Here is a 24,633-nt window from a genome sequence, read left to right on the forward strand (position 1 = left end):
AGCAGCGCCCCGACCTCGGGCCACGGCCTAGCCACGACCAGCCGGGTGCTCCGGGTGGCGTCTGCGCAGCTCGGCGCGCAGCGCCCGCACCAGCGGTGTGGCCTCGAGCCAGGCCGCCGAGGTGATCTCCCACGGGGCCGGCGCACCGGCCGACCGGGCGACGAGCTCGGCGGCCCACCGGCCCTCGGCCACCGTCGCCGTGTCGTCATGGGTCACGCCCACCTGCCACCACGTGCGATAGGTGTCGGCGTGCACGAGGAGGTGACCGATGACGTTGCTCAGGTACTCGTCGGTCATCTCGGCGAGCCGGTGCGGCCGGTCCTCGACGTCGACCCACCACGTGCCCTGCCCGAGCGCCGCGAAGGAGCTGGTCGGGGCCGGCTCGTCCATCGCTAGTCGTCCTCGGGCTCGCCGAGGATCTCGGTGAGGGCGTCGGCGAGACCGTCCTCGGCGACGACGGAGATGTGCCCCGCCTCGTCGACCTGGGTCGCCTGGACGACCTGCCCGTCGGCGGCCCGGTGGAAGACGTGGGGGCTCACCGGGCCGGGCTGGGTCTCGTGCTCACCGCGGGCGAAGGCGACCATCCAGCGCAGCGCGGCCAGGACGCCAGGCCCGACCAGCGGGTGGACGACGAGGACGTGGCGGCAGGGCGCGCACAGCAGGACGCCGCCCGGGCCGACCTCGACCCCGGCCCGCTCGAGCAGCTCGTCGAGGACGAGCAGGCGCGCGGCGCCGAAGAAGTCGTCGGTGACGAAGAGGTGCACCTGCGAGGTGGGGTCGTCCTCCTCGGGGCAGTAGCTCTGGTGCTCCGGCGGAGGCAGCTCGCGCAGGTTGCTGCGCGCCAGCGTCATCGCGGTCGCCGTGTCGGGGATGCCGTCGGGCAGGTCGACGGACTCGACGACGTGGTCGGGGAAGTCCAGGGCGATCATCGCGATGACGCCCGGCAGCGGCTCCTGGGCCGGGTAGGCCGGCTGGGTCGGGATCTCGCTGCGGGTCCGCAGCTGGGCGAGGACCTGACCGGGGTCGGGCGGGCCGCTCGTGTCGGGCGGGTTGAGCAGCGCGTCGAGGTGGGAGGCGACGACCTGCGGCCACCGTCGCTCACGGGTACCGGCGGCGACGACGGAGAGGTTGTGCAGCCCGAAGACCTGCCCGCCCGACAGCTGCAGGGCCCCGGCGTCGATCGTCGCCTCCAGCCCGCGGCTCGCGAGCTCCGATCGGGTGAGGGCCAGCAGCCGGTCCGCCGCGTCGGGGGCGAGCGCGGGCAGCACCGACCCCTCGTGGCCGCCCGTCGGGGGCGGGGTCGGTCGCTGCCATCGGTCGAAGAGCCCCATGGCGGCAGTCTCTCAGGAGGGACAGGTCGTGGTCTCGAGGCTCACAGGGCCGTGCCACCTCGACCGGCGAGCGGCTCAGCGGGCGCCGGACAGGGCGACGGTGCGCACGAAGACGCACGCCGTCGCGCCGGCATTGGCGTACCGGTAGGCCCGGTCGCTGAGCAGCCGGGCGGAGGAGCCGGCACGGACGACGACCCGGTCGTCGTCCGCGGTGAGGGTGAGCTCACCCTCGAGGACGTGGAAGAGCTCCTGCGAGCCGGCCGGGTCGGCCAGCCCCTGGTAGCCCGCGCCGGGCTCGAGACGCCACCGCCACAGGTCGGCGGCCCGCCCGTGGCTCGTCGCGACAAGAAGGTGGGCGCTGCTGCCCCCTTCGTCGGACCACACGAGGACCTCCGCGCCCGCCTCGACGACCGAGATCGCACCGCTGGGGCGAAGGGGGTCGAGCAGCTCGGTGAGCTCGGTCCCGAGCGCGCGGGCGACCCGGGTGATCGAGACGAGGCTCGGGTTGGCCTGGCCGTGCTCGACCTGGGTGAGCAGCCGGCGGCTGATCTCGGCGCGGTCGGCGAGCTGCTGGACGGTGAGGCCCTGCTCGGTGCGGGCGGACCGCACCCGGGCGCCGACCTGGGCGAGGAATCCCTCGCTCAGCGCCCCCTCGTCGGTCCGCTCCGCACCCACGTCAGACCGCGAAGAGCTGGTCGAGGTCGGCGAAGGCCTTGAACTCGAGGGCGTTGCCGGAGGGGTCGAGGAAGAACATCGTCCACTGCTCGCCGGGGGTGCCCTCGAAGCGGACGTAGGGGTCGATGACGAACTCGACACCGGCGCCCTGGAGGCGCGCGGCGAGCTCCTGGAAGCGCGGGACCGGCAGCACGAGGCCGAAGTGCGGCACCGGGACCATCTTCCCGTCGACGGGGTTGTGGCCCGCGACCGCGTTGGAGTGGTCGTCGACCATGTGCGTGACGACCTGGTGGCCCTCGAGGTCCCAGTCGGTCCAGCGCTCGTCCTCACGGCCGCGACCGAAGCCGAGGACCTCGCCGTAGAAGTGCCGGGCGGCCTCGATGTCGTGGACCGGGATGGCCAGGTGGAAGGGGGGACGGCTGCGCTCGTTCTCGCTCATGACGAGCACGTTAGTGCACATACGGTGCGCACACCAGTGCGCATCCATCATCCGGTCTACGTGACGAGCTGGCTCACGGCATGGATGACGAGACCGACGAGCGCGCCGACGACCGTGCCGTTGATCCGGATGAACTGCAGGTCGCGCCCGACGTAGAGCTCGATGCGGCTGCTCGCCTCGTCGGCGTCCCACCGACCGACGGTGACGGAGATGACCTGGGCGAGCTCGTCGCCGTAGGTGTTCACGGCGAAGGCGACGGCCTCGCCGAGATGGCCCTCGAGCCGGTCGCGCCAGGCCGGGTCCTGCTCGAGGTGCTCGCCGAGGTGGGCGAGCAGCTCCTCGCCGCGGGACCAGAAGTAGCTCTCGCGGTCCTCCATCGCGCCGACGAGCGCGACCTTGAGCGACTGCCAGATCGCGACGGCGCTGCGGGGCACCTGCGGGTGGGCGAGCAGCGCCTCCTTGAGCCGCTCGGCGCTGGCCTGGACCTCGGGGTCGTGCTGGAGGTCGTCGGCGAGCCGGCGCAGCAAGCCGTCGAGCGCCTTGCGGGCGGGGTGGTCGCGGTCGCTGCGCACCTCGGCGAGCCACTCGACGGCCTGCTTGTAGCCCCAGCCGATGACGCGGTCGTCGAGCCACGGCGGGGTCCACCACGGGGCCTTCTCGCCGACGACGTCGGCGAAGGCCTCGGGGTTCTCCGCCAGCCAGGCACCGACCTGGTCGAGCCCGAGGTCGACGAGCCCGGCGTGGGTGCCCTGGGCGACGACGGAGTCGAGCAGCGAGCCGGCGATCGGGCTGATCGGCTCGCGGGCCAGGCGCGGCAGGAGCAGCGAGGTGAGGAAGTCCTCGACGTCCTCGTCGGACATGCGCTCCAGGGCCGGGCGACCGGCGCGGGCGATCTCCGTGAGCACCCGCTCTCGGCTCGCCGGGCGGCCGAGCCAGCGGCCCAGCCGCAGCCCGACCTCGGCGCTCGCGAGACGCTCGCGGGCGATCTCCTCCGTGAGGAAGTTCTGCGCGACGAACTCCTCGAGGCTGCGCCCGAGCTCGTCCTTGCGCCGCTTGATGAGCGCGGTGTGGGGGATCGGCAGGCCGAGCGGGTGCTTGAAGAGCGCGGTGACGGCGAACCAGTCGGCCATCGCGCCGACCATCGCCGCCTCGGCAGCGGTGTTGACGTAGCCCCACACGCCGTCGTGGTCCATCCGCACGGTGAGCAGGTAGACGACCGCGGCGACGACGAGCAGGGAGGTAGCCACCACGCGCATGCGGCGCAGACCGGCCCGTCGGGCCTGGTCCGCGGGGGTCTCGACGAGGAAGCTCACGGGGCGATTCAACCCCAGCCCGGCTCCCTAGACTCGCCGGGTGGACTTCCTGCCCGGACACCAGCCGCCCCATGACCTCACCTACGACGACGTCTTCATGGTGCCGCGCCGCAGCGAGATCACCTCGCGGCACGGCGTCGACCTCGCGAGCGTCGACGGCACGGGGACGACGATCCCGCTCGTCGTCGCGAACATGACGGCCATCGCCGGGCGGCGGATGGCCGAGACGACCGCCCGCCGCGGCGGGCTGACGATCATCCCGCAGGACATCCCGACCGATGTCGTCGCCGAGGTCGTCGCGTGGGTGAAGTCGCGCCACCTCGTGCACGACACCGCGATCGAGCTCGACCCGACCGTCACGGCCGGCGAGGCGCTCGTCCTCATCCACAAGCGCGCCCACGGCGCCGGAGTCGTCACCGTCGACGGCCGCCCGGTCGGCATCGTCACCGACAGCGACCTCGACGGGGTGGACCGCTTCACCCAGGTGCGCGACGTCATGCAGACCGAGGTCGTCACGCTCGCCGAGGACCACGACCCGGCTGCCGCGTACGACGAGCTGCACCACGCCCGCCGCCGCGTCGCCCCTGTCGTCGGGGCCGACGGTCGGCTCGTCGGCATCCAGACCCGCATGGGCGCCGTGCGCTCCTCGCTCTACCGCCCGGCCCTCGACGCGCAGGGCAGGCTGCGCGTCGGCGCCGCCGTCGGCATCAACGGCGACGTCGCCGGCAAGGCGCGAGCCCTGCTCGACGCGGGTGTCGACGTCCTCGTCGTCGACACGGCGCACGGCCACCAGGCGAAGATGTTCGACGCGCTCGCGGCGGTCCGCGAGCTCGACCCGCAGGTGCCGGTCGTCGCCGGCAACGTCGTCTCCGCGGAGGGCGCCCGCGAGCTCGTCGAGGCGGGCGCCGACATCGTCAAGGTCGGCGTCGGGCCGGGCGCGATGTGCACGACGCGGATGATGACGGCGGTCGGCCGCCCCCAGCTCTCCGCCGTCCTCGAGTGCTCCGCCGCGGCGCGCGAGCTCGGCGCCCACGTGTGGGCCGACGGCGGCGTGCGGCACCCCCGTGACGTCGCCCTCGCGCTGGCAGCGGGCGCGAGCAACGTCATGATCGGCTCGTGGTTCGCCGGGACGCTCGAGTCACCCGGCGACCTCTTCACCGACGCCGACGGTCGGCGCTACAAGGAGTCCTTCGGCATGGCCTCCGCCCGAGCCGTGCGCAACCGCACGGCCGAGGACTCCCCCTTCGAGCGGGCCCGCAAGGGCCTCTTCGAGGAGGGCATCTCGACGGCCCGGATGTACGTCGACCCGGCCCGGCCGAGCGTCGAGGACGTCATCGACCAGATCGTCGCCGGCGTGCGCAGCTCGTGCACCTACGCGGGCGCCGCCTCCCTCGAGGAGTTCCGCTCCCGTGCCCTCGTGGGCGTCCAGTCGACCGCGGGCTACGCCGAGGGCCGCCCGCTCCACACGTCGTGGTGACCACCCGTCCGCCCCGCGTGCTACGGCGCAGTACTGGTCGCGATGACGACCAGTACTGCGTGGTAGCCGGCGGCGAAGGGGGGTCGACGTGCACTCGCTGAGCCCCCTCGAGGCCGGGGTCGGCCCGCACGAGGCGCTGCGGCGCACCGCCTTCGTCCTCGAGCGCAGCCGGCAGCACAGCCGACGGGTCGAGGCCTTCCGCGGGGCGGCGAAGGTCGTCGCCGAGGTCGGGGAGGACGAGATCGCCGAGCGGGCCCGCCAGGGCACCCTCACGGACCTCCCGGGCATCGGCTCCTCGACGGCCGGCGTCATCGAGCAGGCCGTCGCCGGTGAGCTGCCCGCCTACCTCGAGCGCCAGCAGGACGAGCACGGCGGTCCGCTCGTCGAGCTCGACGACGACGGCGCTGCGCTCTTCGAGGCGGTCGTCGGCGACTGCCACACCCACTCCGACTGGTCCGACGGCGGCTCGCCGATCCAGGAGATGGTCCTCGCCGCCGTCGAGCTCGGCCAGGAGTGGCAGGTGCTCACAGACCACTCCCCCCGGCTGCGCATCGCCAACGGGCTGAGCGCCGAGCGCCTCGCCAAGCAGCTCACCCTCGTCGACGGGATCAACGACGCGCTCGGTGACCGCTTCCGCCTGCTCAAGGGCATCGAGGTCGACATCCTCGACGACGGCTCTCTCGACCAGAGCGAGGAGATGCTCGGCCGGCTCGACGTCGTCACCGCGAGCGTCCACAGCAAGCTGCGCATGCCCGGCGGCGCGATGACCAAGCGGATGCTCGGCGCGGTCACCAACCCTCGGGTCGACGTCCTCGGCCACTGCACCGGGCGCCTCGTCACCGGTGGTCGAGGCACCCGACCGCAGAGCGACTTCGACGCCGAGGCCGTCTTCCGCGCGTGCCTCGAGCACGACGTCGCCGTCGAGATCAACAGCCGCCCCGAGCGCTGCGACCCGCCCGATGAGCTGCTGATGCTCGCCTCCGAGATGGGCTGCACCTTCGCGATCGACTCCGACGCGCATGCCCCCGGCCAGCTGGAGATGAAGGCCTACGGGTGCGCGCGGGCGGCGGCCCTGGGCATCGAGGCCGACCGCATCATCACGACGTGGGAGGTCGAGCGGTTGCTCGAGTGGTCGGCCCGCCGACGGGGGTGAGCGGGGCCGTTTTGGCATCCGCGCCGATCGGCACGTATGCTCCTGAACGTCCTCGACGGATCCGGGCGCTGCCTGCTGCGTGGCGAGGGGTCCAAGAGATTGGTCCCCATCGTCTAGCGGCCTAGGACCCCGCCCTTTCACGGCGGTAGCACGGGTTCGAATCCCGTTGGGGATACGCAGTACTGGTTTGATCGCAGCACATCGGCCTTGCACCATCAAGGCCCCGTAGCGCAGTTGGTTAGCGCGCCGCCCTGTCACGGCGGAGGTCGCGGGTTCGAGTCCCGTCGGGGTCGCTCGTCACGTCGTCGGACGTGACTCGGCCAGGTAGCTCAGTTGGTACGAGCGTCCGACTGAAAATCGGAAGGTCGGCGGTTCGACCCCGCCCCTGGCCACACATCGCACCTCACGAAGGCGCCACGCACATCGCGTGGCGCCTTTCGCGTGCTCGGGGCGCGGGGACCTCCCGGGGCGAAGGGGCCGGGGCGAAGGATGCGAAGGGGGAGCCCGGCGAAGGGGGCACCCGTACGGGTGTGCAGCCACACCCTTCGGTCGGGGCACGGTGAGGGCGGCGCGTCCGCGCCGCACCCCGGGCGAAGGAGCAGCGATGAGCCTCACGGAGCACACCCCCGCGATCGTGCGGTGGACCCGCCGGCTCGAGGAGACGACCGGTCTCGACGGGGTCGTCGACGCGATCGAGCCGAGCATCCAGGCCGCCTTCGGCAGCGGGACGCGCGGCGAGCTGCTGCGGGGCGAGTGGCTCGGGCACGCGCTGCACCCGATCCTCACCGACCTCGTCGTCGGCCCGTGGGTCTCGGCGAGCGTCCTCGACCTCGTGGGCGGGCGCGAGTCCTCGACCGCGGCGAAGACGCTCGTGGGTGTCGGGCTGCTCGCCGTCGGGCCGACGGCCTGGACCGGCTGGGCGGAGTGGTCGCAGACCGGGCGGCGCGACAAGCGGGTCGGCCTCGTCCACGCCGCGACCAACGCCGTGGCGATCGGCGCGTACACCGGGTCGTGGCTGGCCCGGCGCAGCGGCCGGCACAGCACCGGGGCCCGGCTCGCCCTCGTCGGCGCGACCGTCTCCGGGGTCGGGGCGTACCTCGGCGGCCACCTGGCCTCGGCTCGCGACGTCGCGAGCAACCACCCCGCCTTCGACGAGAGCTGAGCCCTTCGCGGCGCTCCGTGTGAAGACCGGCCTACCCCCGGGCCGTCGTCGGGTTCGGGTGCGTCGTCAGGACTCGATGCGTTGTCGGTGGTCGCCTCTAGCGTTGGTCCATGGCACCGACGCCCGCTCCGACCACCCCGATCAGGGGTGTGTGGTCCGTGCCCACGGGCAGTGCCGCGGTCGGCTGGGCCTGTGCTGGTCCGGCTCCCGGCGTCCCGATCCGACAGGCGACCGCTGCTGGTGCCGGCACCGCGCCCGACGACCCGATCACCTGGGCCGAGCGCCGCGGCGCGCTCGACGCCGCGGTGCGGGCCCTGCGCGGTCTGAGCAGCGCGATCCACCAGGCCAACGGACCCGAGCTGATGGAGGTCATGGGCGTCCTGGACGAGCTGACCACCCTGGCCGCCGCTGGGCGCTACGTCGTCACCGCGCAAGCCCACGAGCGCGGCGAGGTCGCCCAGTCCGACGCCCCGTCCCTACCGGCCTGGGTCCGCCAGCACGCCACGAGCACCCGCCAAGGAGGGTGCGGCACCATCGCCCAAGCCGTGCTCGACCTGTCCCGACCCGTCAACACCCTGCTGCGCGACGCGGTCGAGGACGGCACCCTGACGCTGCCCGTCGCGCGCACCGTCATCACCGAGATCTCCCGGATCGAGTCACGCCTCGTCGACGGCGCCCGCGACACCGTCCTGACCGCGATGATCGAGATGGGCCACCTGCACGGCTCCCCCGGCGTGCGATCCGTGCGCCCCGAGCTCCTCGCCCGCCACGGCATCCCCGGCGAGCTCGACACCGAGCAGGACCGGCTGCGCCGCGGGCGGGCCCTGTCCCGGCCCGTCGTCGACGACGGGCTGCACGAGTACCGCCTCGTCCTCGACCCCGAGGGCGCCGCCGTCCTCGAAGCCGCCATCGAGGCCCTGTCCGCACCAGCACCCGCCCACGACCCCGACACCGGCACCCGCGAGCCCGACCTGCGCACCAGCGACCAGCGCCGCGCCGACGCCCTCCTCGACCTCGTCCGCACCGCGGTGGCAGGCATGGACACCAGGGCCGGACGCGGAGCCAAGGCCACCCTGCTGCTCACCATGAGCCTGCAAGACCTGCGCACGCAGACCGGCGCGGCGCGCACCCTCGGCGGCCTGGACACCGGCACCCTCCTCGCGCCGGGCACCGTGCGACGGCTGGCCTGCGACGCCGAGGTCATCCCCGTCGTCCTGGGCAGCCGCAGCCAGGTCCTCGACCAAGGCACCGCGATACGGCTCTTCACCCCCGCCATGACCCGCCAGCTGTGGCTGCGCGACGGCGGCTGCACCTACCCCGGCTGCACCGCCCCCGCCCGGTGGACCGACGCCCACCACCTCATCCACTGGGCCGACGGCGGACCCACCGACCTCAGCAACGCCGCCCTGCTCTGTGCACGCCACCACACGATCGTCCACACCCGCCGCCTCCACGGACACCTCGACACCGACCCACCCGACAACGGGCCACCACGCGTCGTCTGGGACCTCACCCCCGGCTCCTACGACCACGCCCTGACCATCCTCCCCCGCGCCGGCTGAGGACGACCCCGCGTCGGCGTGGGCAGAGACCGCGGTGACGGCCCGCCAGCCACGAGCGCTGGCAGGATCAGGCCATGACGACGATCGGCATCCTCTGGCCCGGCGCGATGGGCAGCGCGCTCGGACGCGCCTGGCGCTCGGCGGGGGTCGAGGTCGTGACGAGCCTCGACGGACGCAGCGCACGCACGCGTGACCTCGCCGGCGACCTCACCGCCCTCGGCTCGCTGGAGGAGGTCGTCCGGGTGTGCGACGCGGTCGTCAGCGTCGTGCCCCCGGCGCACGCGGTGACCCAGGCCGAGCAGATCGCGGCCGCGGTCCGACGCACCGGGAGCACCCCCGTGGTCGCCGACCTCAACGCGGTCTCCCCGGCGACCATGGGGCAGGTCGCGACCGTCCTGGAGGCCGCGGGGTGCGTCGTCGTCGACGGCGCGATCAGCGGCCCGCCGCCGCGGCCCGACGGCGACACCGCGCTCTTCCTCTCCGGGGCGAGCTGCTCCCCCTTCGCCGATCTCGCCGCACCCGGTCTGCGGGCGGTGGTCGTCGGCAGCGAGGTCGGTGCCGCCTCGGCGACGAAGATGAGCACCGCGGCGGTCTACAAGGGCACGAAGGCCCTGCTCCTGCAGTCCCTGCTCACCGCCCGCCACCACGGGGTGCTCGACGCGGTCGTCGCGGACCTCTCGACGGGTGCCCCCGAGCTCACCGCGCACCTCGCCCGCGACCTGGCTGTCGCCGCCTCGAAGTCCGACCGCTTGCCCGCCGAGATGCGCGAGATCGCGAGCACCCAGGCGGCGGCCGGTGCCGGAGCAGAGCTGTACGAAGCCGTGGCGGAGGTCTTCGAACGAGCGGACGCGAGCGCGGCGGGCGCCGCGACCCCCGAGGAGGCCGCGAGCGCGATCGATCTCGACGCGGTCCTCGACGCCCTCACCAGGCACCGCTGACCGGGCACCGACCCGACGCCGCTCGACACCGACCCGCTGCCCTCCCGACACCGACTGCGCCCGCGCACGGCTTGACTCCCGGACGACCCTCGTCGACGATGACATCTGATCATCCGCTCAGACATGGAGGACTCATGCGCCCGGTCTCCTCGCTCGACGGGTGCGCCGTCGAGGGCGTCCACCCCGACAAGGTCGCGCTCGTGCTCGCCGCGGCGCCCGACCCCGACGAGCTCGCGACCGTCACCGGCGTCTTCCGGCTGCTCGGCGACCCGACGCGAGCCCGGCTGCTCTACGCCCTCCTCGAGGCCGGCGAGCTCTGCGTCTGCGACCTCGCCGCGTCGACGGGCACCGCCGAGTCGACGGTGAGCCAGTCGCTGCGGATGCTGCGGGCCTCCGGGGTCGTCACCGGACGGCGCGAGGGTCGCAACGTCTACTACCGGCTCTCCGACGGCCACGTCCGGATGCTCCTCGACGTCACCCGCGAGCACGTCGTCCACACCGCAGCGCTCGACGACGCCCCGACCCGGCCGCGCCGATGAGCGGCGGGCACTCGCACGGCGCGGCGGGACACGCCGGCGGACGGCACCGGTGGCGCCTGCTCGTCGCCTTCGTGCTCGTCGGCTCCTACTTCGGGGTCGAGCTGGCCGCGGGCCTGGTCTCGGGCTCGCTCGCACTGCTCTCCGACGCCGGCCACATGGCCGCCGACGTCGTGACGCTCGGGGCGGCGCTCGTCGCCACGCGGGTCGCGACGCGTCCTGACACGACCGGGCGGCGCACCTTCGGCTCCTACCGTGCCGAGATCTTCGCCTCCGGCTTCGCGGTCCTCATGATGATCGGGGTCTCGGTCTACGTCGTCGTCGAGGCGCTGAGCCGGATCGGCTCGGCCCCCGAGGTGGGCTCGACGGCGATGCTCGTCGTCGGTGGGCTCGGCCTCGCCGTCAACGTCGTCGCCCTGCTCCTCCTGCGCGGCGGGGCCGGGGAGAGCCTCAACGTCAAGGGCGCCTACCTCGAGGTCGTCGCCGACACCGTCGGCTCGGTCGGCGTCGTCGCCGCAGCGCTCCTCGTCGTGACGACCGGCTCGGCGGTCTGGGACACCGTCGTCGCCCTCGCGATCGGCGTCTTCGTCCTCGTCCGTGCGCTCCACCTCGGTCGCGAGGTGCTCGCCGTCCTCGGTCAGCACGCCCCGGCAGGGGTCGTGCCCGACGACGTGACCCGCGCGCTCGAGTCCGTCGACGGGGTCGCCGAGGTCCACGACCTCCACGTGTGGACCCTCACCTCGGGCATGGACGTCGCCACGGCGCACCTCGTCGCCGACGACGACGCGGACGGTGTCCTCGTCGTAGCGAGCGCCGTGCTGCGCGAACGCTTCGGCATCGCGCACGCCACCCTGCAGGTCGAGACCCGGGGCTCTCGGCAGTGCCAGGGCGTCGACTGGTGACCTGCGCTGCGCCCGGCGCGGTGCGCCAGAGTGGCGCGCGCCACGCGGGGTGCGAGGATGTGTGCCCGTGAGCACCAGGGACTCCGCCGTGACCAAGCTGCGCCGAGCCGTCGCCCGCAGCGCCACCACGCTGGCGTCGGCCGCGGCGCCCGCAGCCGACCCCCGCGCCGCCGCGCCGGCCCCCGCGCAGCCCGCGACCCCGGCACCGGCGCCCAAGCCGGCCCGCCCGAGCGGTCCGCACCGGGTCGACGACGGGCGACCGGTCACCTCCGTCGGGGCGCCGCACTCCCCCTTCGCGCCGCTCGACCTCGACGTCGCCGCCGCGGTCAGCCCGCGGCTGGCCGAGCTCCTCGCGCCCGAGTGGCGCCAGCACCCCTTCGACCGGCACGGCTGGCGGGCGACGCTCGAGAGCACCGGCCCCGACCTCGTCCTCGTCGAGCACTGCGCCGGCGCCGTCACCGGGTGGACCGGTGCGGTCGACGAGCTCGTCACCGCCCTGTCGGCCGCCCGTGACGCAGGCGCGCGGATCGCCCTGTGGGTCACCGACCGGGCCGTCCCCCCGACCGAGCTGCTCGTCGCGGCCGACGTCGTCGGCGGGGTCGACGAGGCCACCGTCTCCGCCCTTGAGGGCGCCGGGACCGCCGCCCAGCTGTGGCCCGCCGCCGGTCAGCCGCGCCAGTCCGGGCTCGCCCGCGACGACGAGACGACGACCCGTCGCGGTGGGGCCCTGCTCGTCGTCGACGGCTTCGGCCGCCTCGGTGACGACACCGCGCTGCGCGAGGTCGCTCGCGGCATCGCCCCGCTCCCCCCGAGCCAGGCCGCCCTGGTGCGGCTGTCCGGCAAGTCCGCCTCGGTCACCCTCCCGCCGACCCTCGCCGAGCGCCAGGTCGCCCACGGCCCGTGGGCCGCGGAGGCCGGTGTCCTCGCCGACGCACGCGTGCTCGTCGACCTCGGCGACGGCGCCCCCGGCTCGGCGTGGACCACCGTGGCCGCGGCGACCGCCCGCACCCCCGTCGTCGGTCTTACCTCCCTCGCGAGCCCCGCCCCGCCCGAGATCGCAGCGCTCGTCCCGCGCGTCGAGGACGAGAAGTCCCTGCGCAGCGAGGTCGTCGCCCGGATCCACCAGGAGGAGCTCGTCTCCCGCGAGGGGCTGCTCCTCCAGCGCGCCGTGCTCGAGGGGCACACCGCGGCGCACCGTGCCCGGGCGATCACCCAGGCCGTGCTGCCCGACCGGGCCACGCCGCTCACGGTGCCGACGATCTCCGCCGTCGTGCCGACCAACCGCACCCACGAGCTCGACAACGTCTTCGCCAACCTCGGCCGTCAGCGCCACGAGGCGCTCGAGCTCGTCCTCGTGCTCCACGGCCTCGACACCGACGACGAGGACCTGCGTCGTCGCGCGCAGCACGCCGGGGTCGAGCACCTCACCCTCGTGCACGCCGACGCCGACCTCACCCTCGGCGCGTGCATGAATCTCGGCGTCGACGCCGCGAGCGGCCAGTACGTCGCGAAGATGGACGACGACAACATCTACGGCCCGGGCTACCTCTCCGACCTGCTCGCGACCTTCGCGTACACCGACGCCGGGGTCGTCGGGAAGTGGGCGCACTACGTGTGGCTGCGCTCCACCGGCGCCGTCGTCCTGCGCTACCCCGACTCCGAGCACCGCTACGAGCGCCGCATCCAGGGTGGGTCGATGCTCTTCGCCGGCGACGTCGTGCGCGACGTGCGCTTCTCCGACATCCCCCGCGCCGTCGACTCCGACATCCTCGACCGCAGCGCCGAGGCCGGCGTGCGCATCTACTCCGGCGACCGGTACAACTACGTGTCGGTGCGCGGCGACGACCGCCTCGCCCACACGTGGACGGTCACCGACTCGACCTTCTTCACCGCCACGGGCCGCCTGCTCTTCTACGGCGACCCCACCACGCACGTCAGCATCTGATCGTCGACTCGAAGGACACCATGGCCAGCATCGACCCCGCATCCGCCAAGAGCGCAGGGCGCCGCGCCGCACGAGCCGTCGTGCGTCGTGCCCCGCTCGGGCCCGTCGCCACCCTGCCCTCCTCCGGGGGCGCGGTCGGGCAGCGCGCCGTCTTCACCCAGGCGCGGATGCTCATGGTCAACGGCTCGCAGCACGCCCGCGGCGTGCGCCTGCTGTCGCGCCTGCCCGAGCCGGCGCTCGGCGCGACCGGGCACGCGATGCTCGCGTGGAGCCACCTCAACCTCGGCGAGGTCGACCTCGCCCTGCCGCACGCGCGGAGCGCGCTCGACCTCGGCCCGGACGCCGAGGCGGCCGGCCTCGTCCTCGCCGTGGCCCGCCGTGGTCACGACGACGAGCTGCACGACCGGGTCCGCGAGCTCGCCATGACGGTCGTGCCGAGCACGACGCGCGACGCCGAGCGGATCATCTCGTGGTTCTCGACCTCCGACCCCGTGGTCGCGCAGCGCTTCATCGACCACGTCGAGAGCTGGCAGGTCAGCTACACCCGCTCCAGCCTCGACCGGATCAAGGCCGAGACCCGCATCCGCTCTGCCGGCGACCGCGAGGCTCAGGCGGCGGAGGCCTTCGCCGTCGGGCAGGAGGGCGGGCAGGTGAAGTTCAAGGCCGCCGTCACCCTGCTCAACGAGATCGCCGGGTACGACGAGCTGCGCGAGCTCTACGCGGCCGCCCCCGCGGACCACCTGCGCGCGATCCACCACAAGAACGTCCTGCCCATGGCGGCGAAGGCGGCCCGCGCCGGCTGGCTCGACACCGCCCAGACGATCGCCGGCCGGGTCATCGAGGAGCGCAACGACAAGCGCGCCCGCGCCCTGCACGCCCGCGTGAGCGACCAGATCGCCATCGGGCGCACCGGCTGGCCGGTCGACGAGGCGCAGGAGCGCTCCTACGAGCCGCGTCCCGGCGCCGTGCTCTCCGTGCTCGCCCAGTCGCTGCCCCACCGCTCCGGCGGCTACGCGACCCGCAGCCACGGCGTCCTCACCGGTCTGCGGGCCCTTGGCTGGGACATGCAGGCCGCGACCCGCCTCGGCTTCCCCTACGACTTCTGGTCGCCGGCCGACAAGCGGGTCGTCGAGGAGCGCGACGTCGTCGACGGCGTGCCCTACGTGCGTCTGCTCGAGCCGGGCGAGCGGGTCTACGAGACCGTGCCGATGGCCGGGTACATCGAGCGCTTCGCCCGCCGCATCGAGGAGACCGCCCGCGAGCACCGCGCCGGGCTCATCCACGCGAGCAGCTTCCAGAACAACGGGCTCGCCGGTCTGCGCGCCGCCCGCCGCCTGGGCATCCCCTTCGTCTACGAGATGCGCGGTCTCGAGGACCTCATGAAGATCTCGCGCAACCCGGCCTTCGGCCGCACCGACGCGTACCGGTACATGACGACGCTCGAGCTGCACGTCGTCCAGAACGCCGACCTCACCTTCGTCATCACCGAGGCGCTGCGCGAGGAGATGATCGCCCGCGGCGGCCCCGCCGACCGCATCAAGGTGCTGCCCAACGGCGTGCACACGAGCCAGTTCGAGCCGCGCGAGCCCGACCAGGCGCTCATCGACGAGCTGGGGATCCAGGGCAAGACGGTCATCGGCTACGCCGGCAGCCTCGTCGACTACGAGGGCATCGAGCTGCTGCTGCGCGCCGCGGCCCAGCTGAAGACCGAGCGCTCGGACTTCGCGGTCATCATCGTCGGCGACGGCCACCACGAGGGCTTCCTGCACCGGCTGGCCCGCGAGCTCGACGTCATGGACGTCGTGACCTTCACCGGGCGCGTGCCCCACGAGGACGTCGCGCGGTACCTCTCGATCTTCCAGATCACCCCGCTCATGCGCCTGCCGCTGCCGGTCTGCGAGCTCATCAGCCCGATCAAGCCCTTCGAGTCGATGGCGATGGGCAAGGCGATGATCTCGAGCTCGGTCGCCGCGCTCGCCGAGATCGTCAAGGCCGACGAGCGCGGTCTCGTCTTCGACAAGGGCGACGCCGGCTCGCTGGCCACCCAGATCCGCCGCTACCTCGACGACCCCGAGCTGCGCGAGCGGATGGGCCGCCAGGCCCGCGAGTGGGTCCTCGCCGAGCGTGACTGGAGCGACGTCACCCAGATCGTCGACCGCGAGTACCACCGCCTGCTCGGCTGATCTCGCCGCTGGCTGGAAGAAGGACCGTCACCTCGAGGTGACGGTCCTTCTTCGATCCCGGGGATCTTGGCGCCGGTGGTCGCCGAGGCGCACCCCGCACCCCTCGGACATGACGAAGGGGGAGCCTCTCGGCTCCCCCTTCGCCCTGCTCGACCCCCGCTCAGCCCTTGGCGGAGCCGGTGGGAGCGGGGATGTCGTCGACGGTGATGTCGGCGACGGGGGTGGAGGTGACCTTCGCCGCGGAGAGCTGACGCCAGATGATCGGCGTCATCGTCCGGGCGTAGGTCGCGGTGACGTGCGAGCCCTGGCGGTAGACGAGCGTGCCCGCGACGGCCGGCGGGCACTCCTTCACGCCCTCGGGGCAGATCCACTCGTCGACGGGCACGAAGGTCGCACCGAGCTCGTCGGCGGCCTGGCCCAGGCTCGCGTCGGTGTCCTCGCGCGGGAAGTCGCACGACGCGTAGTCGCCGTCCCCGGCCTCGGCCACGCAGTTGTAGACCTCGGAGCCGGGGTGGATGTTGTCCGCGAGCACGACGACCTTCGCGCCGCCGTCCTGGAGCGTCTTCAGCGGGGCGGCCAGGTCGGCGGCCTTCGCGTCGTCGGTGCCGGCCGAGCTGACGACGACGTCCGGCGTGCGATCGCCCTCGCCCATCGCCGTCACGGCGTTGCCGGTGAACTCCGCGCACTCGTCCTTGATGCTCGCGCCCTCGCCGAAGGCGCACGCGGACTTGAGGTACAGGTCCAGCCGCATGCCCTCGCGCTTGGCGATCTCGTCGAAGACCGGGAACCACTGGCCCATCTTCGAGTCGCCGACGAGCGCCATGACCTTGTCCGAGCCCGTGTCGCCGTAGGTGCACGAGGTCTTGACGGCGGTGTCGCCGGCGAGCACCTGGCAGTCGTCGTCGTAGTACGACGGGACGTCCTTCGTCGCGACGGCGGGGTTGGGCGTGAGCTCGCCCGAGGTGGTGAAGACCGACTCCGGGTCGGAGCGGACCTCCCACGTCGAGGCGGAGGTGTCGGCGACGAGCGCGGTCGCGCCCTCGACGTCCTTCGTCGTCCCGAGGTCGGGGACGGTGCGCATGACGGCGAAGCCCGCGAGCACGCAGACCGTCATGAGCACGCCGCCCATCGTCAGCGCCTTGCGCGGCTGGGCCGAGATGCCCTTGTTGAAGCGGATCGGGTCCTCGACGAGCTTCTTCGTCACCCAGGCGAGGACGACGGAGAGCAGGCCGAGCGCGATCTTGTGCCGGATGCGGATGTCGGGCCACCGGGCCGCCGCGATGGTGATGAGCGGCCAGTGCCACAGGTACACCGAGTACGACAGGCCGCCGAGCCAGGTCATCGGCTTGAGGCTGAGCAGCCGCGCCGGGATCGTCGTCTGGCTGGCGCAGCCGGCCGCGATGACCAGGGCGGTGCCCACGGTCGGCACGAGCGCCGCGGATCCGGGCCACGGGGTGCCCTTGGAGAAGACGAGCGCCGAGTAGGCGATCATCAGCAGCCCGACGGTGGCCATGACCGTCGCGACCGTGTGCGACAGCGTGCGCCGCAGGCGGTCGACGGCGAAGGCGGTGAGGGCGCCGATGGCGAGCTCCCACACGCGGGTCGTCGTGTAGAAGTACGCCGTCGCGGGGTCGGCCGCGGTGTGCACGACCGAGTACGCGAGCGACGCGGCGGCGACCACGGCGAGGACGCCGAAGAGCATCCGCATCGGGCGCACGCCGAGACGCCGGGCCACGACGAGCCCGACGAGGATGATGAGCGGCCAGAAGACGTAGTACTGCTCCTCGACCGACAGCGACCAGTAGTGCTGCAGCGGCGAGACGTCGGCGCCCTCGTTGAGGTAGTCGACCGCCCGGAAGGCCAGCCCCCAGTTGATGACGTAGAGGGTCGCCGTGATGACGTCGGTGCCGAGGTCGCCCCGGCCGGCCGGCGGCATGAGCAGGTACCCGGCGACCGCGGTGAAGAGGAGCACGACGCTCGCGGCCGGCAGCAGCCGCCGCGCCCGGCGGGCGTAGAAGTCGACGATCGAGATGCTCCCGCTGCGACCCGCCTCGCGCAGCAGCAGCGAGGTGATGAGGAAGCCGGAGATGACGAAGAAGATGTCGACCCCGGCGAAGCCGCCGTCGACCCACGGCACGCCCATGTGGAAGAGCAGCACCGTGCCGACCGCGACGGCCCGCAGGCCCTCGATGTCTCCGCGCAGGTGGGGCTTCTTCGCCGGCTTGGCCTCCGAGGGGCCCTCGCTCGCGGCGGCGGGGGCGGCGACGCCGGGGGCCCCGCTCACGACCGGGTCACTCCGAGGGACCCGGCGAGCACGTCGGCGATGCGCTCGCCGGCGTGGCCGTCCCAGAGCGGCGGCGTCGGCCACTGCGTCAGCTTGCCGGCCGCGAGGATCTCGCGGACGCGCTCGGCGAGGGTGTCGCGGGTGACGAGCTGGTTGGTGCCGTGGGTGATCGTCACTGGGCGCTCGGTGTTGGGGCGAAGGGTGAGGCACGGGACGCCGAGGATGGTCGTCTCCTCCTGCACACCGCCGGAGTCGGTGACGACGCCGACCGAGCCGCGCACGAGCCCCATGAACTCGAGGTAGCCGAGCGGGTCGACGACGCGCATGCCCGGGTGGTCGAGGAAGCCGGCCTCCTCGAGACGGGCGCGGCCGCGCGGGTGCAGCGGGATGACGACCTGGGCCTGGTCGGCCACGGCGTGCATCGCGGCGACGAGCGCGCGGACGTCGTCCGGGTCGTCGACGTTGCCCGGGCGGTGGAGGGTCGCGACGAGGTAGTCGCCCTCGATGCCGAGGTCGGCGCGCACCGCCTCGGCGTCGAAGCGCTCGCGGTGCGTGAGCAGCGTGTCGATCATCGGGTTGCCGACGAAGTGGATCTTCTCCGGCGCCGTGCCCTCGTTGCCGAGGTGCGCGATCGCGTCGGTGCTCGTCGTGAGCAGCAGGTCGGAGAGCTTGTCGGTGACGAGGCGGTTGATCTCCTCGGGCATCGTCATGTCGAAGGAGCGCAGCCCGGCCTCGACGTGGGCGAAGGTGATGCCCATCTTCGAGGCGACGAGCGCGGCGGCCACCGTGGAGTTGACGTCGCCGTAGACGACGACGAGGTCGGGGCGGCGCTGCGTGAAGAGCTCCTCGAGGGCCTCCATGACCTTGGCCGTCTGCGCGCCGTGCGCACCGGAGCCGACGCCGAGGTTGACGTCCGGCTTCGGGATGCCGAGCTGACGGAAGAAGACGTCGGACATCTTGTCGTCGTAGTGCTGACCCGTGTGGACCAGGAGCTGCTCGACGGGGTAGGCGGAGAGCGCCTTGAGGACCGGAGCGGCCTTGGGGAAGTTGGGGCGCGCGCCGGTGACGTGCACGACAAGCGGAGCCATGAGAGCCCTTCTGCCTCGGTGATGATGACGCTCCAGTTTGTCACGGCGCCCACCGTGGGCCGTTCAGGTCGCGGTCGTGCCCAGCTCCGGGCGGCGCAGCAGACCGAGCCACTGCTCGCGCGCGCTCACGAGGAAGTGCCCGGCGTCGGCCGCCCACGTGTGCCCCTCGGCCGAGCCCTCGGGCCGGCGGTGGCGCACGTAGACGTAGCCGAGGTCGTGGGGCCGGTAGACCCGCCCGCCCGCCGAGCGCACGCTGCGGATGAGGGCGCTGTCGACGGCCCGCGGCACGTCGGACCACCCGCCCACCTCGGCGAGGTCGGCCCGGCAGAGCAGGATCGTGCCCCCGGCGACGCGGTGCACGTAGGACTCCGGCGTCCCGAAGACCCGCCGGACGGTGACGTCGAGGTCCTCGAGGTGGACGATCGTCGTGCTCTTGCCGACGAGCGTCGCGCCGGAGACGCGATGGGCGAGGACGAGGTCGAGGACGTGGTCGGGCCCGTAGTGGTCGTCGTCGTCGAGCTTCGTCACGAGCTCGCCCTCGGCGGCGTCGCAGCCGACCTGCAGCGCCCGCCCGAGGCTCGCCTCGGCGGGCGCGGCGACGACCCGCACCTGCCGTCCGGGCACGTCGACCAGGGGGAGGGCGTCGGGGTCGCCGCCGTGGACGACGACGACGACGTCGAGCGGCCCGTAGGTCTGCGCGGCGAGCATCGCGGCCACCCGGCCGAGCAGCTGCGGGCGCCGGGTGGCGACGACGGCGGTGACGGTCGGCAGGTCCGCGGGCAGGGCGCCGGCGAGGACGCCCCGCCGTTGCCCGACGGAGGCGAGGTCGTGGGCGAGGTCTCCGGGTGCACCGGCCACCCCGCGCAGCGCGACGGGGACGGCCCCCCCGAGCGCGTCGGGCAGGTCGGCCAGGACGAGGGTTCCGCGGGCCACGGCCCGCCGGGCGAAGGGGGCGACCACCGTCTCGACGTCGGCGGCGGCCACCCGCCCGCCCGGGTCGTCGCACGCCCGGACCTCCAGACGGTGGACGTCGTCGAGGTCACCCACCCGGGCCGCGAGCGCGGCGGGCCCGTCGGCCCAGCGTCCGCGGCGCGGGCGGCGACGGGGGCGGCGCAAGACCCAGCCCTCGCGCGACACCTCGAGACGTGCGCGGCGCTCTACGCCGGCCCCGGGGACCCGCCCGACCGGCGTGTCCCCCGGCTCGAGCACCGGGTCGCTCATCGGCGCTCGACCGTCAGCGACTGCGTCGGCAGCTCGCTGTGCGCGACGACGGTGGGGAAGAGACGGGCGAGATCACCCGCGAGGTCCTCGACCTCGTACATGTCGGTGGGGTTCTCGACCGCCTCCACCGACAGCTCGCGGTCCTGCTGGTCGTGGAGGAGGCGCAGGTAGGCGACCTCGCGGGAGTCGACGGCCACGGGCATCTCGCGGTGGGCGCGCACGTGGCTGACGAGCGGGGGGAAGGTCGGGCTGCCGGAGCGGTCGACCGTGCCGACGAAGGTCTGCCCCATCGAGGCCATCGTGCGGTTGGTCAGCCCGAAGCGGTGGAGCCGGCCGTCCTCGTACTCGGCCGTCAGGCCCTTGCCGAAGGAGACCGACCACCCGTCGTGCGCGGTCGTCACGAGCGGGACCAGCCGGTCGAGGAAGGTCGTGGCGAGCAGGTCGTCGTCGTCGACGCGCAGCCAGGCCACCGGGCCGGGCCCGGCGTCGCGGGCGCGCAGGTCGTCGCGGATCGCCCCGACCCGGTCCTGCCAGCGGTGCGAGGGCACGGGCAGCAGCACGGGGTAGGTCGCCGCGGCGTCGAGCAGGGCGTCGCGCCACCGCGCCGGCATCTCGGCGCTGTACTGCACGACGTGGCGGTACCCGTACGCGTCGTGGAAGCCCTGGTAGATCGGCGTCGCCCACTCGAGGAAGACCTGCTGGCGCGGGCCCATCCGCTCGGCCGACCACAGCCGCTCCCGGTAGGCCTGCTCGTCCTCGCCCGTCGAGGAAAGCTGCCACTCCAGGCTGCCGGGGACGAAGACGCTGTAGCGCGTCGCGCCGTAGACCGGGGGCACCCGGTCGGTCACCGGGAGCGCCGCTCGGGCCTCCTCGAGCTGCTCCTCGAGCTCGGCGATGCGCGCGGCCCGGGCCTTCGAGCGCGCCGCGTGGTACTGCGCCTTCTTCTGCGTCGACGCGAGCTCGTCGCTCATCGCTGCACCCTCCCCTGCGCACCGGGACCCGCGCCCGGCTCGGCGGCAGCGAGGCTACCGTGCACGCCCCCGGCCGGTGCGGTGCCGCCGCTACCCTGCGCCGTATGAGCCGGACGAGCACGTCGTCGCTGCGCGAGGTCTGCGGGCCGCAGGACGCCGCACCCCTGAGGGCTGCCGCCACGGACCCGGACGTCGCCGCGGTCCTCGTGCACGACGGGGTCGACCTCGCCGACGGCGCGGCGCAGCGCCTGCTCGCCGAGCTCTCCCGACCGGGCCGCCGCGTCGTGCGGGTCGCGTGCGCACCGGCGCGCTGCGTCGCCCTCGACCGCGAGCTGCTCGCCGCCGCGCTCGGAGCCCTCCCCGTCGAGCAGCTCCTCGCCGCCGACGACGACCTCGACGCCCGTCTCGCGCAGGTGCTGGGCCTCGACCCCGACGCCCCGGTCACCGACGTCGCCGACCTCACGACCGGCGCCTGGCGGCACTGGGTCGACGGAGATGCGGTCGGCGTGCGGGCCCATGGCGCGGCGACGCCGCAGTGGCAGGCGGCGGTGCGCCGGGCGCACTCCCCCGCGCGCCGGGCGAGGACCCGCGCCCGGCAGGTGCTCGGCGGCGTGCGCCGAGGTCTCTCCCGGCGCCGGGACCGGCGCTCTCAGGAGCGGTAGACCCAGCGGGCGACCCTCGCGCGTGCCCGCCGGTACTGCGGCGAGGACCCCGCGACGAGGTGCTCGACGGGCTCGTCGCCGAGCCGGTCGGGCAGGTCCTGCGTGAGGTGGAGCGTCGGTGCGTCGCGGTGCTGACGCGCCCCGTCGACGCTCACCGGGGTGCGCAGATCGGGCAGCGCCGAGCGCCAGCGCGGCGGGCCGAGGCCCTCGCCGTCACCGAGCCCGGCCGGGGCGGGAGCGCCGGCCGCCAGGGCGCCGAGCGCCTGCGCGGCCTCGGCCGCGCCGGTCGGGGCAGGCAGGGCGGCGCACGCCGCGGCGAGGTCCTCACGGGTGGCCGCCCGTAGGAGGCGGGTCACTCCCCCTTCGAGCGCGGTCGGGTCGTCCGGGCGGGCGACGAGGGCCGCACCGAGGTCCGCGGCCCCCTCGGCGCGACCGAGCTGGTCGTCGGCGCCGAGCGCCAGACCCGGCACGAGGAGGGTCGGCACCCGGGCGCCGAGGAGCTCGTGGACGGAGTTGTAGCCGGCCGCGCTCACCGCGGCGTCGAAGGCCGCGAGCGAGCGGGCGAGGGGGTAGGTGTCGCGCAGGAGCACGACGTCGGCCTCGTCGCCCAGGCCGTGGCGGGCCAGCGCCGGGCTCGTCACGGCGACCTGCCAGTCCGGCTGCTCGCGCCGCACGGTCGCCAGGGCCGCCCGGACCGGCGACGCGACGTCCTCGAGCGCCCCGGTGCCGGGGGTGAGGAGCAGCGCGGGGCGGTCCGGGTCGAGCCCGAGGGCCTCGCGCGCCTGCGCGCGGTCGTGCAGGCGCAGCGCCGACGCGATCGAGATGGAGGCGATCCGCTGGGCGTCGTCGCGCTCACGGGTGAGCCCTCGGTCGCGGGCGGCCGCGACGTCACCGGGCTCGAGGACGTGGTCGAAGACCGTGGCGTGCGTCAGCCAGTCGGCGCCGACCCCGGCGCGCCACATCCCGCGCCGCATCCACACGAAGGGGGTCCCCGGCAGGGACGCGCGCGCCTCTCGTAGCCCGCGGTACGGCACGACCCCGTCGAAGAGGACGAGGCGCGCACCGGTCTCGGCGACGAGCGCCCGCAGCCGGTCGCGGAAGTACGGCTCCCACTGGTAGGGCGGGTAGCGCCGCCGCAGCGCGGCGGCCGGGCCCCGGCGGGGCAGCCACCCGCTGCGCCGGCTCGGGCAGTACTCCGTGCGCAGGCCGGCGAGCTCGGGCAGGGCGCCCCGGGCCACGGCCGACGCGACCGTCGGCAGCGCACCGGACAGGGACATGAGGACCGGGTCGAGGTCGGCGGGCGCGCTGGCCGCGACGGCGAGCTGCCGGGTGAGGTGCCCCATGCCCACGCCGTTGCTCGTGACGAGCAGGACGGGCAGGGGGTGCGGCATGGCGGTCATGCTAGACGCGGCGTGCGGGGCGGGAGCGGGCTGGCGGGTATGCTCGACGCGCCCCTGGCGCCGCCGGGGGCGCACCTGCACGTCCCGGCACCGGTCGGGTCCGCACTGACGAAGGAAACGACTGTGGCATTCGACGTCGCGATCATCGGGCTGGGCTATGTCGGCCTGCCCCTGGCGCAGGAGGCCTCGCGTGTCGGCCTCAAGGTCCTCGGCTTCGACGTCAACCAGGGCGTGGTCGACGCCCTGAACGCCGGGACGTCCCACGTCGACGACCTCACCGACGACCACATCTCCGAGATGATCGGTGCGGGCTTCGAGGCCACGACCGACGCGAGCAAGCTCGGCGAGGTCAAGACCCTCGTCATCTGCGTGCCCACCCCCCTCGCCGAGGACGGCGGCCCCGACCTCGGCCCCGTCAACGCCGCCGTCGCGACGATCGCCGAGCACCTCACCACGGGCCAGACGGTCATCCTCGAGTCGACGACCTACCCGGGCACGACCGACGAGGTCGTCCGCCCCGTCCTCGAGGCCAAGGGCCTGACCGCCGGCACCGACTTCCACCTCGCCTTCTCGCCCGAGCGCATCGACCCGGGCAACGAGACCTTCGGCGCGAAGAACACCCCGAAGGTCGTCGGCGGCCACACCCCTGCCTGCGGCGACGCCGCCGAGGCCTTCTACGGCCAGTTCGTCGACACCGTCGTGCGCGCGAAGGGCACCCGCGAGGCCGAGACGGCCAAGCTGCTCGAGAACACCTACCGCCACATCAACATCGCCCTGGTCAACGAGATGGCGCGCTTCTGCCACGACCTCGGCATCGACCTGTGGGACGTCATCGACGCGGCGAAGACCAAGCCCTTCGGCTTCCAAGCCTTCTACCCCGGCCCGGGCGTCGGCGGTCACTGCATCCCGATCGACCCCAACTACCTCTCCTACAACGTCCGCGCGAAGCTGGGCTACCCCTTCCGCTTCGTCGAGCTGGCCCAGGAGATCAACTCGACGATGCCGGCCTACGTCGTGCAGCGTGCGCAGAACATCCTCAACGAGGACAGCAAGTCGCTGCGCGGCTCCTCGGTCCTGCTCCTCGGCGTGACCTACAAGCCCGACATCGCCGACCAGCGCGAGTCGCCCGCCGTGCCCCTGGCCCAGCAGCTCGTCGCGAAGGGCGCCACCGTGCGCTACCACGACGACAAGGTCGAGCAGTGGCGCGCGGTGCCGGACGCCGAGCGGGTCACCGACCTCGACGCGGCCGTCGGCGACGCCGACCTGACGATCCTCGTGCAGAACCACAAGGGCTACGACGTCGACGCCCTCGCGGCCAAGGCCAAGCGCTTCTTCGACACGCGCGGTGTCGCCACCGACGGCGAGCGGGTCGAGCGGCTGTGACGACGGGC

General features: G+C 73.9%; 21 protein-coding genes and 3 tRNA genes. 14 read left to right on the forward strand and 10 right to left on the reverse strand.

Annotation, left to right across the window (positions count from 1 at the left end; translation table 11 throughout):
* Window positions 1-27: 27 nt before the first annotated feature.
* From EEW87_RS10110 to EEW87_RS10130, 5 genes are all read right to left on the reverse strand, one after another.
* The gene (locus tag EEW87_RS10110) at window positions 28-390 is read right to left on the reverse strand and encodes a hypothetical protein (RefSeq protein ID WP_123093585.1); all 363 of its coding nucleotides are present in this window, start codon (window positions 388-390) and stop codon (window positions 28-30) included.
* Between the two features lie 2 nt (window positions 391-392).
* Window positions 393-1,331: a hypothetical protein gene (locus EEW87_RS10115; protein WP_123093586.1), complete on the reverse strand. Its 939-nt coding sequence runs from the start codon at window positions 1,329-1,331 to the stop codon at window positions 393-395.
* Between the two features lie 75 nt (window positions 1,332-1,406).
* Window positions 1,407-2,006, reverse strand: coding sequence for a helix-turn-helix domain-containing protein (locus EEW87_RS10120; protein WP_123093587.1), 600 nt, complete (start codon window positions 2,004-2,006; stop codon window positions 1,407-1,409).
* Between the two features lies 1 nt (window position 2,007).
* Window positions 2,008-2,445, reverse strand: coding sequence for a VOC family protein (locus EEW87_RS10125; protein ID WP_123093599.1), 438 nt, complete (start codon window positions 2,443-2,445; stop codon window positions 2,008-2,010).
* A gap of 56 nt (window positions 2,446-2,501) precedes the next feature.
* Complete coding sequence (locus tag EEW87_RS10130) at window positions 2,502-3,758, reverse strand: DUF445 domain-containing protein (protein ID WP_123093588.1); 1,257 nt, start codon at window positions 3,756-3,758, stop codon at window positions 2,502-2,504.
* Window positions 3,759-3,798: 40 nt separating this feature from the next.
* On the opposite strand from EEW87_RS10130, the gene EEW87_RS10135 reads away from it, so the two are divergent.
* The 12 genes from EEW87_RS10135 (at window position 3,799) to EEW87_RS10190 (ending at window position 15,616) form a co-directional block, all read left to right on the forward strand.
* A complete protein-coding gene (locus tag EEW87_RS10135) occupies window positions 3,799-5,235 on the forward strand; it encodes a GuaB1 family IMP dehydrogenase-related protein (protein WP_123093589.1) in 1,437 nt (478 codons plus the stop codon).
* Between the two features lie 88 nt (window positions 5,236-5,323).
* Window positions 5,324-6,388 (forward strand): PHP domain-containing protein, encoded by a 1,065-nt coding sequence (locus EEW87_RS10140; RefSeq protein ID WP_123093590.1) that lies wholly within the window; start codon window positions 5,324-5,326, stop codon window positions 6,386-6,388.
* Between the two features lie 102 nt (window positions 6,389-6,490).
* Window positions 6,491-6,563: transfer RNA gene (locus EEW87_RS10145), tRNA-Glu, on the forward strand.
* Window positions 6,564-6,607: 44 nt separating this feature from the next.
* Window positions 6,608-6,681: transfer RNA gene (locus tag EEW87_RS10150), tRNA-Asp, on the forward strand.
* A gap of 25 nt (window positions 6,682-6,706) precedes the next feature.
* Window positions 6,707-6,780 (forward strand) — tRNA-Phe (locus tag EEW87_RS10155).
* Window positions 6,781-6,992: 212 nt separating this feature from the next.
* Entirely contained in the window at window positions 6,993-7,550 is a 558-nt protein-coding gene (locus EEW87_RS10160; RefSeq protein WP_123093591.1) for a DUF2231 domain-containing protein, read from the forward strand.
* A 110-nt stretch (window positions 7,551-7,660) separates the two neighbouring features.
* Complete coding sequence (locus EEW87_RS10165; RefSeq protein ID WP_163562422.1) at window positions 7,661-9,112, forward strand: HNH endonuclease signature motif containing protein; 1,452 nt, start codon at window positions 7,661-7,663, stop codon at window positions 9,110-9,112.
* 74 nt (window positions 9,113-9,186) lie between these two features.
* Window positions 9,187-10,050, forward strand: coding sequence for an NAD(P)-dependent oxidoreductase (locus tag EEW87_RS10170; RefSeq protein ID WP_205473702.1), 864 nt, complete (start codon window positions 9,187-9,189; stop codon window positions 10,048-10,050).
* A 134-nt stretch (window positions 10,051-10,184) separates the two neighbouring features.
* Complete coding sequence (locus tag EEW87_RS10175; protein ID WP_123093725.1) at window positions 10,185-10,589, forward strand: ArsR/SmtB family transcription factor; 405 nt, start codon at window positions 10,185-10,187, stop codon at window positions 10,587-10,589.
* Complete coding sequence (locus EEW87_RS10180) at window positions 10,586-11,488, forward strand: cation diffusion facilitator family transporter (RefSeq protein ID WP_123093726.1); 903 nt, start codon at window positions 10,586-10,588, stop codon at window positions 11,486-11,488. The genes EEW87_RS10175 and EEW87_RS10180 overlap by 4 nt, the downstream gene beginning before the upstream one ends.
* A 67-nt stretch (window positions 11,489-11,555) precedes the next feature.
* Window positions 11,556-13,433: a glycosyltransferase family A protein gene (locus EEW87_RS10185; RefSeq protein WP_148041644.1), complete on the forward strand. Its 1,878-nt coding sequence runs from the start codon at window positions 11,556-11,558 to the stop codon at window positions 13,431-13,433.
* Between the two features lie 20 nt (window positions 13,434-13,453).
* The gene (locus EEW87_RS10190) at window positions 13,454-15,616 is read left to right on the forward strand and encodes a glycosyltransferase family 4 protein (protein ID WP_123093728.1); all 2,163 of its coding nucleotides are present in this window, start codon (window positions 13,454-13,456) and stop codon (window positions 15,614-15,616) included.
* A gap of 160 nt (window positions 15,617-15,776) precedes the next feature.
* On the opposite strand, the gene EEW87_RS10195 is transcribed toward EEW87_RS10190, so the two are convergent.
* The 4 genes from EEW87_RS10195 to EEW87_RS10210 form a co-directional block, all read right to left on the reverse strand.
* Window positions 15,777-17,900 (reverse strand): acyltransferase family protein, encoded by a 2,124-nt coding sequence (locus tag EEW87_RS10195; protein WP_163562423.1) that lies wholly within the window; start codon window positions 17,898-17,900, stop codon window positions 15,777-15,779.
* Window positions 17,897-18,988, reverse strand: a complete 1,092-nt coding sequence (gene wecB, locus EEW87_RS10200; protein ID WP_123093730.1) for a non-hydrolyzing UDP-N-acetylglucosamine 2-epimerase — start codon at window positions 18,986-18,988, stop codon at window positions 17,897-17,899. Before wecB ends, EEW87_RS10195 begins: the two co-directional genes overlap by 4 nt.
* A gap of 63 nt (window positions 18,989-19,051) precedes the next feature.
* Entirely contained in the window at window positions 19,052-20,209 is a 1,158-nt protein-coding gene (locus tag EEW87_RS10205; RefSeq protein ID WP_123093731.1) for a glycosyltransferase family 2 protein, read from the reverse strand.
* Window positions 20,206-21,180 carry a glycosyltransferase gene (locus tag EEW87_RS10210; RefSeq protein ID WP_123093732.1) on the reverse strand — a complete coding sequence of 325 codons (975 nt, stop codon included), beginning with the start codon at window positions 21,178-21,180 and terminating at the stop codon, window positions 20,206-20,208. Before EEW87_RS10210 ends, EEW87_RS10205 begins: the two co-directional genes overlap by 4 nt.
* Window positions 21,181-21,284: 104 nt before the next feature.
* Between EEW87_RS10210 and EEW87_RS10215 the strand changes: the two genes are divergently transcribed.
* Window positions 21,285-21,842: a hypothetical protein gene (locus EEW87_RS10215; protein ID WP_123093733.1), complete on the forward strand. Its 558-nt coding sequence runs from the start codon at window positions 21,285-21,287 to the stop codon at window positions 21,840-21,842.
* Here EEW87_RS10215 and EEW87_RS10220 read toward each other — a convergent pair.
* Complete coding sequence (locus tag EEW87_RS10220) at window positions 21,830-23,233, reverse strand: glycosyltransferase family protein (RefSeq protein WP_163562424.1); 1,404 nt, start codon at window positions 23,231-23,233, stop codon at window positions 21,830-21,832. The genes EEW87_RS10215 and EEW87_RS10220 overlap by 13 nt on opposite strands.
* A 132-nt stretch (window positions 23,234-23,365) precedes the next feature.
* On the opposite strand from EEW87_RS10220, the gene EEW87_RS10225 reads away from it, so the two are divergent.
* Window positions 23,366-24,625, forward strand: coding sequence for a nucleotide sugar dehydrogenase (locus EEW87_RS10225; RefSeq protein ID WP_123093735.1), 1,260 nt, complete (start codon window positions 23,366-23,368; stop codon window positions 24,623-24,625).
* The last annotated feature ends 8 nt before the right edge of the window (window positions 24,626-24,633 follow it).

The organism is Janibacter melonis (assembly GCF_003721155.3).
GTDB classification, from domain to species: Bacteria; Actinomycetota; Actinomycetes; order Actinomycetales; family Dermatophilaceae; genus Marihabitans; species Marihabitans melonis.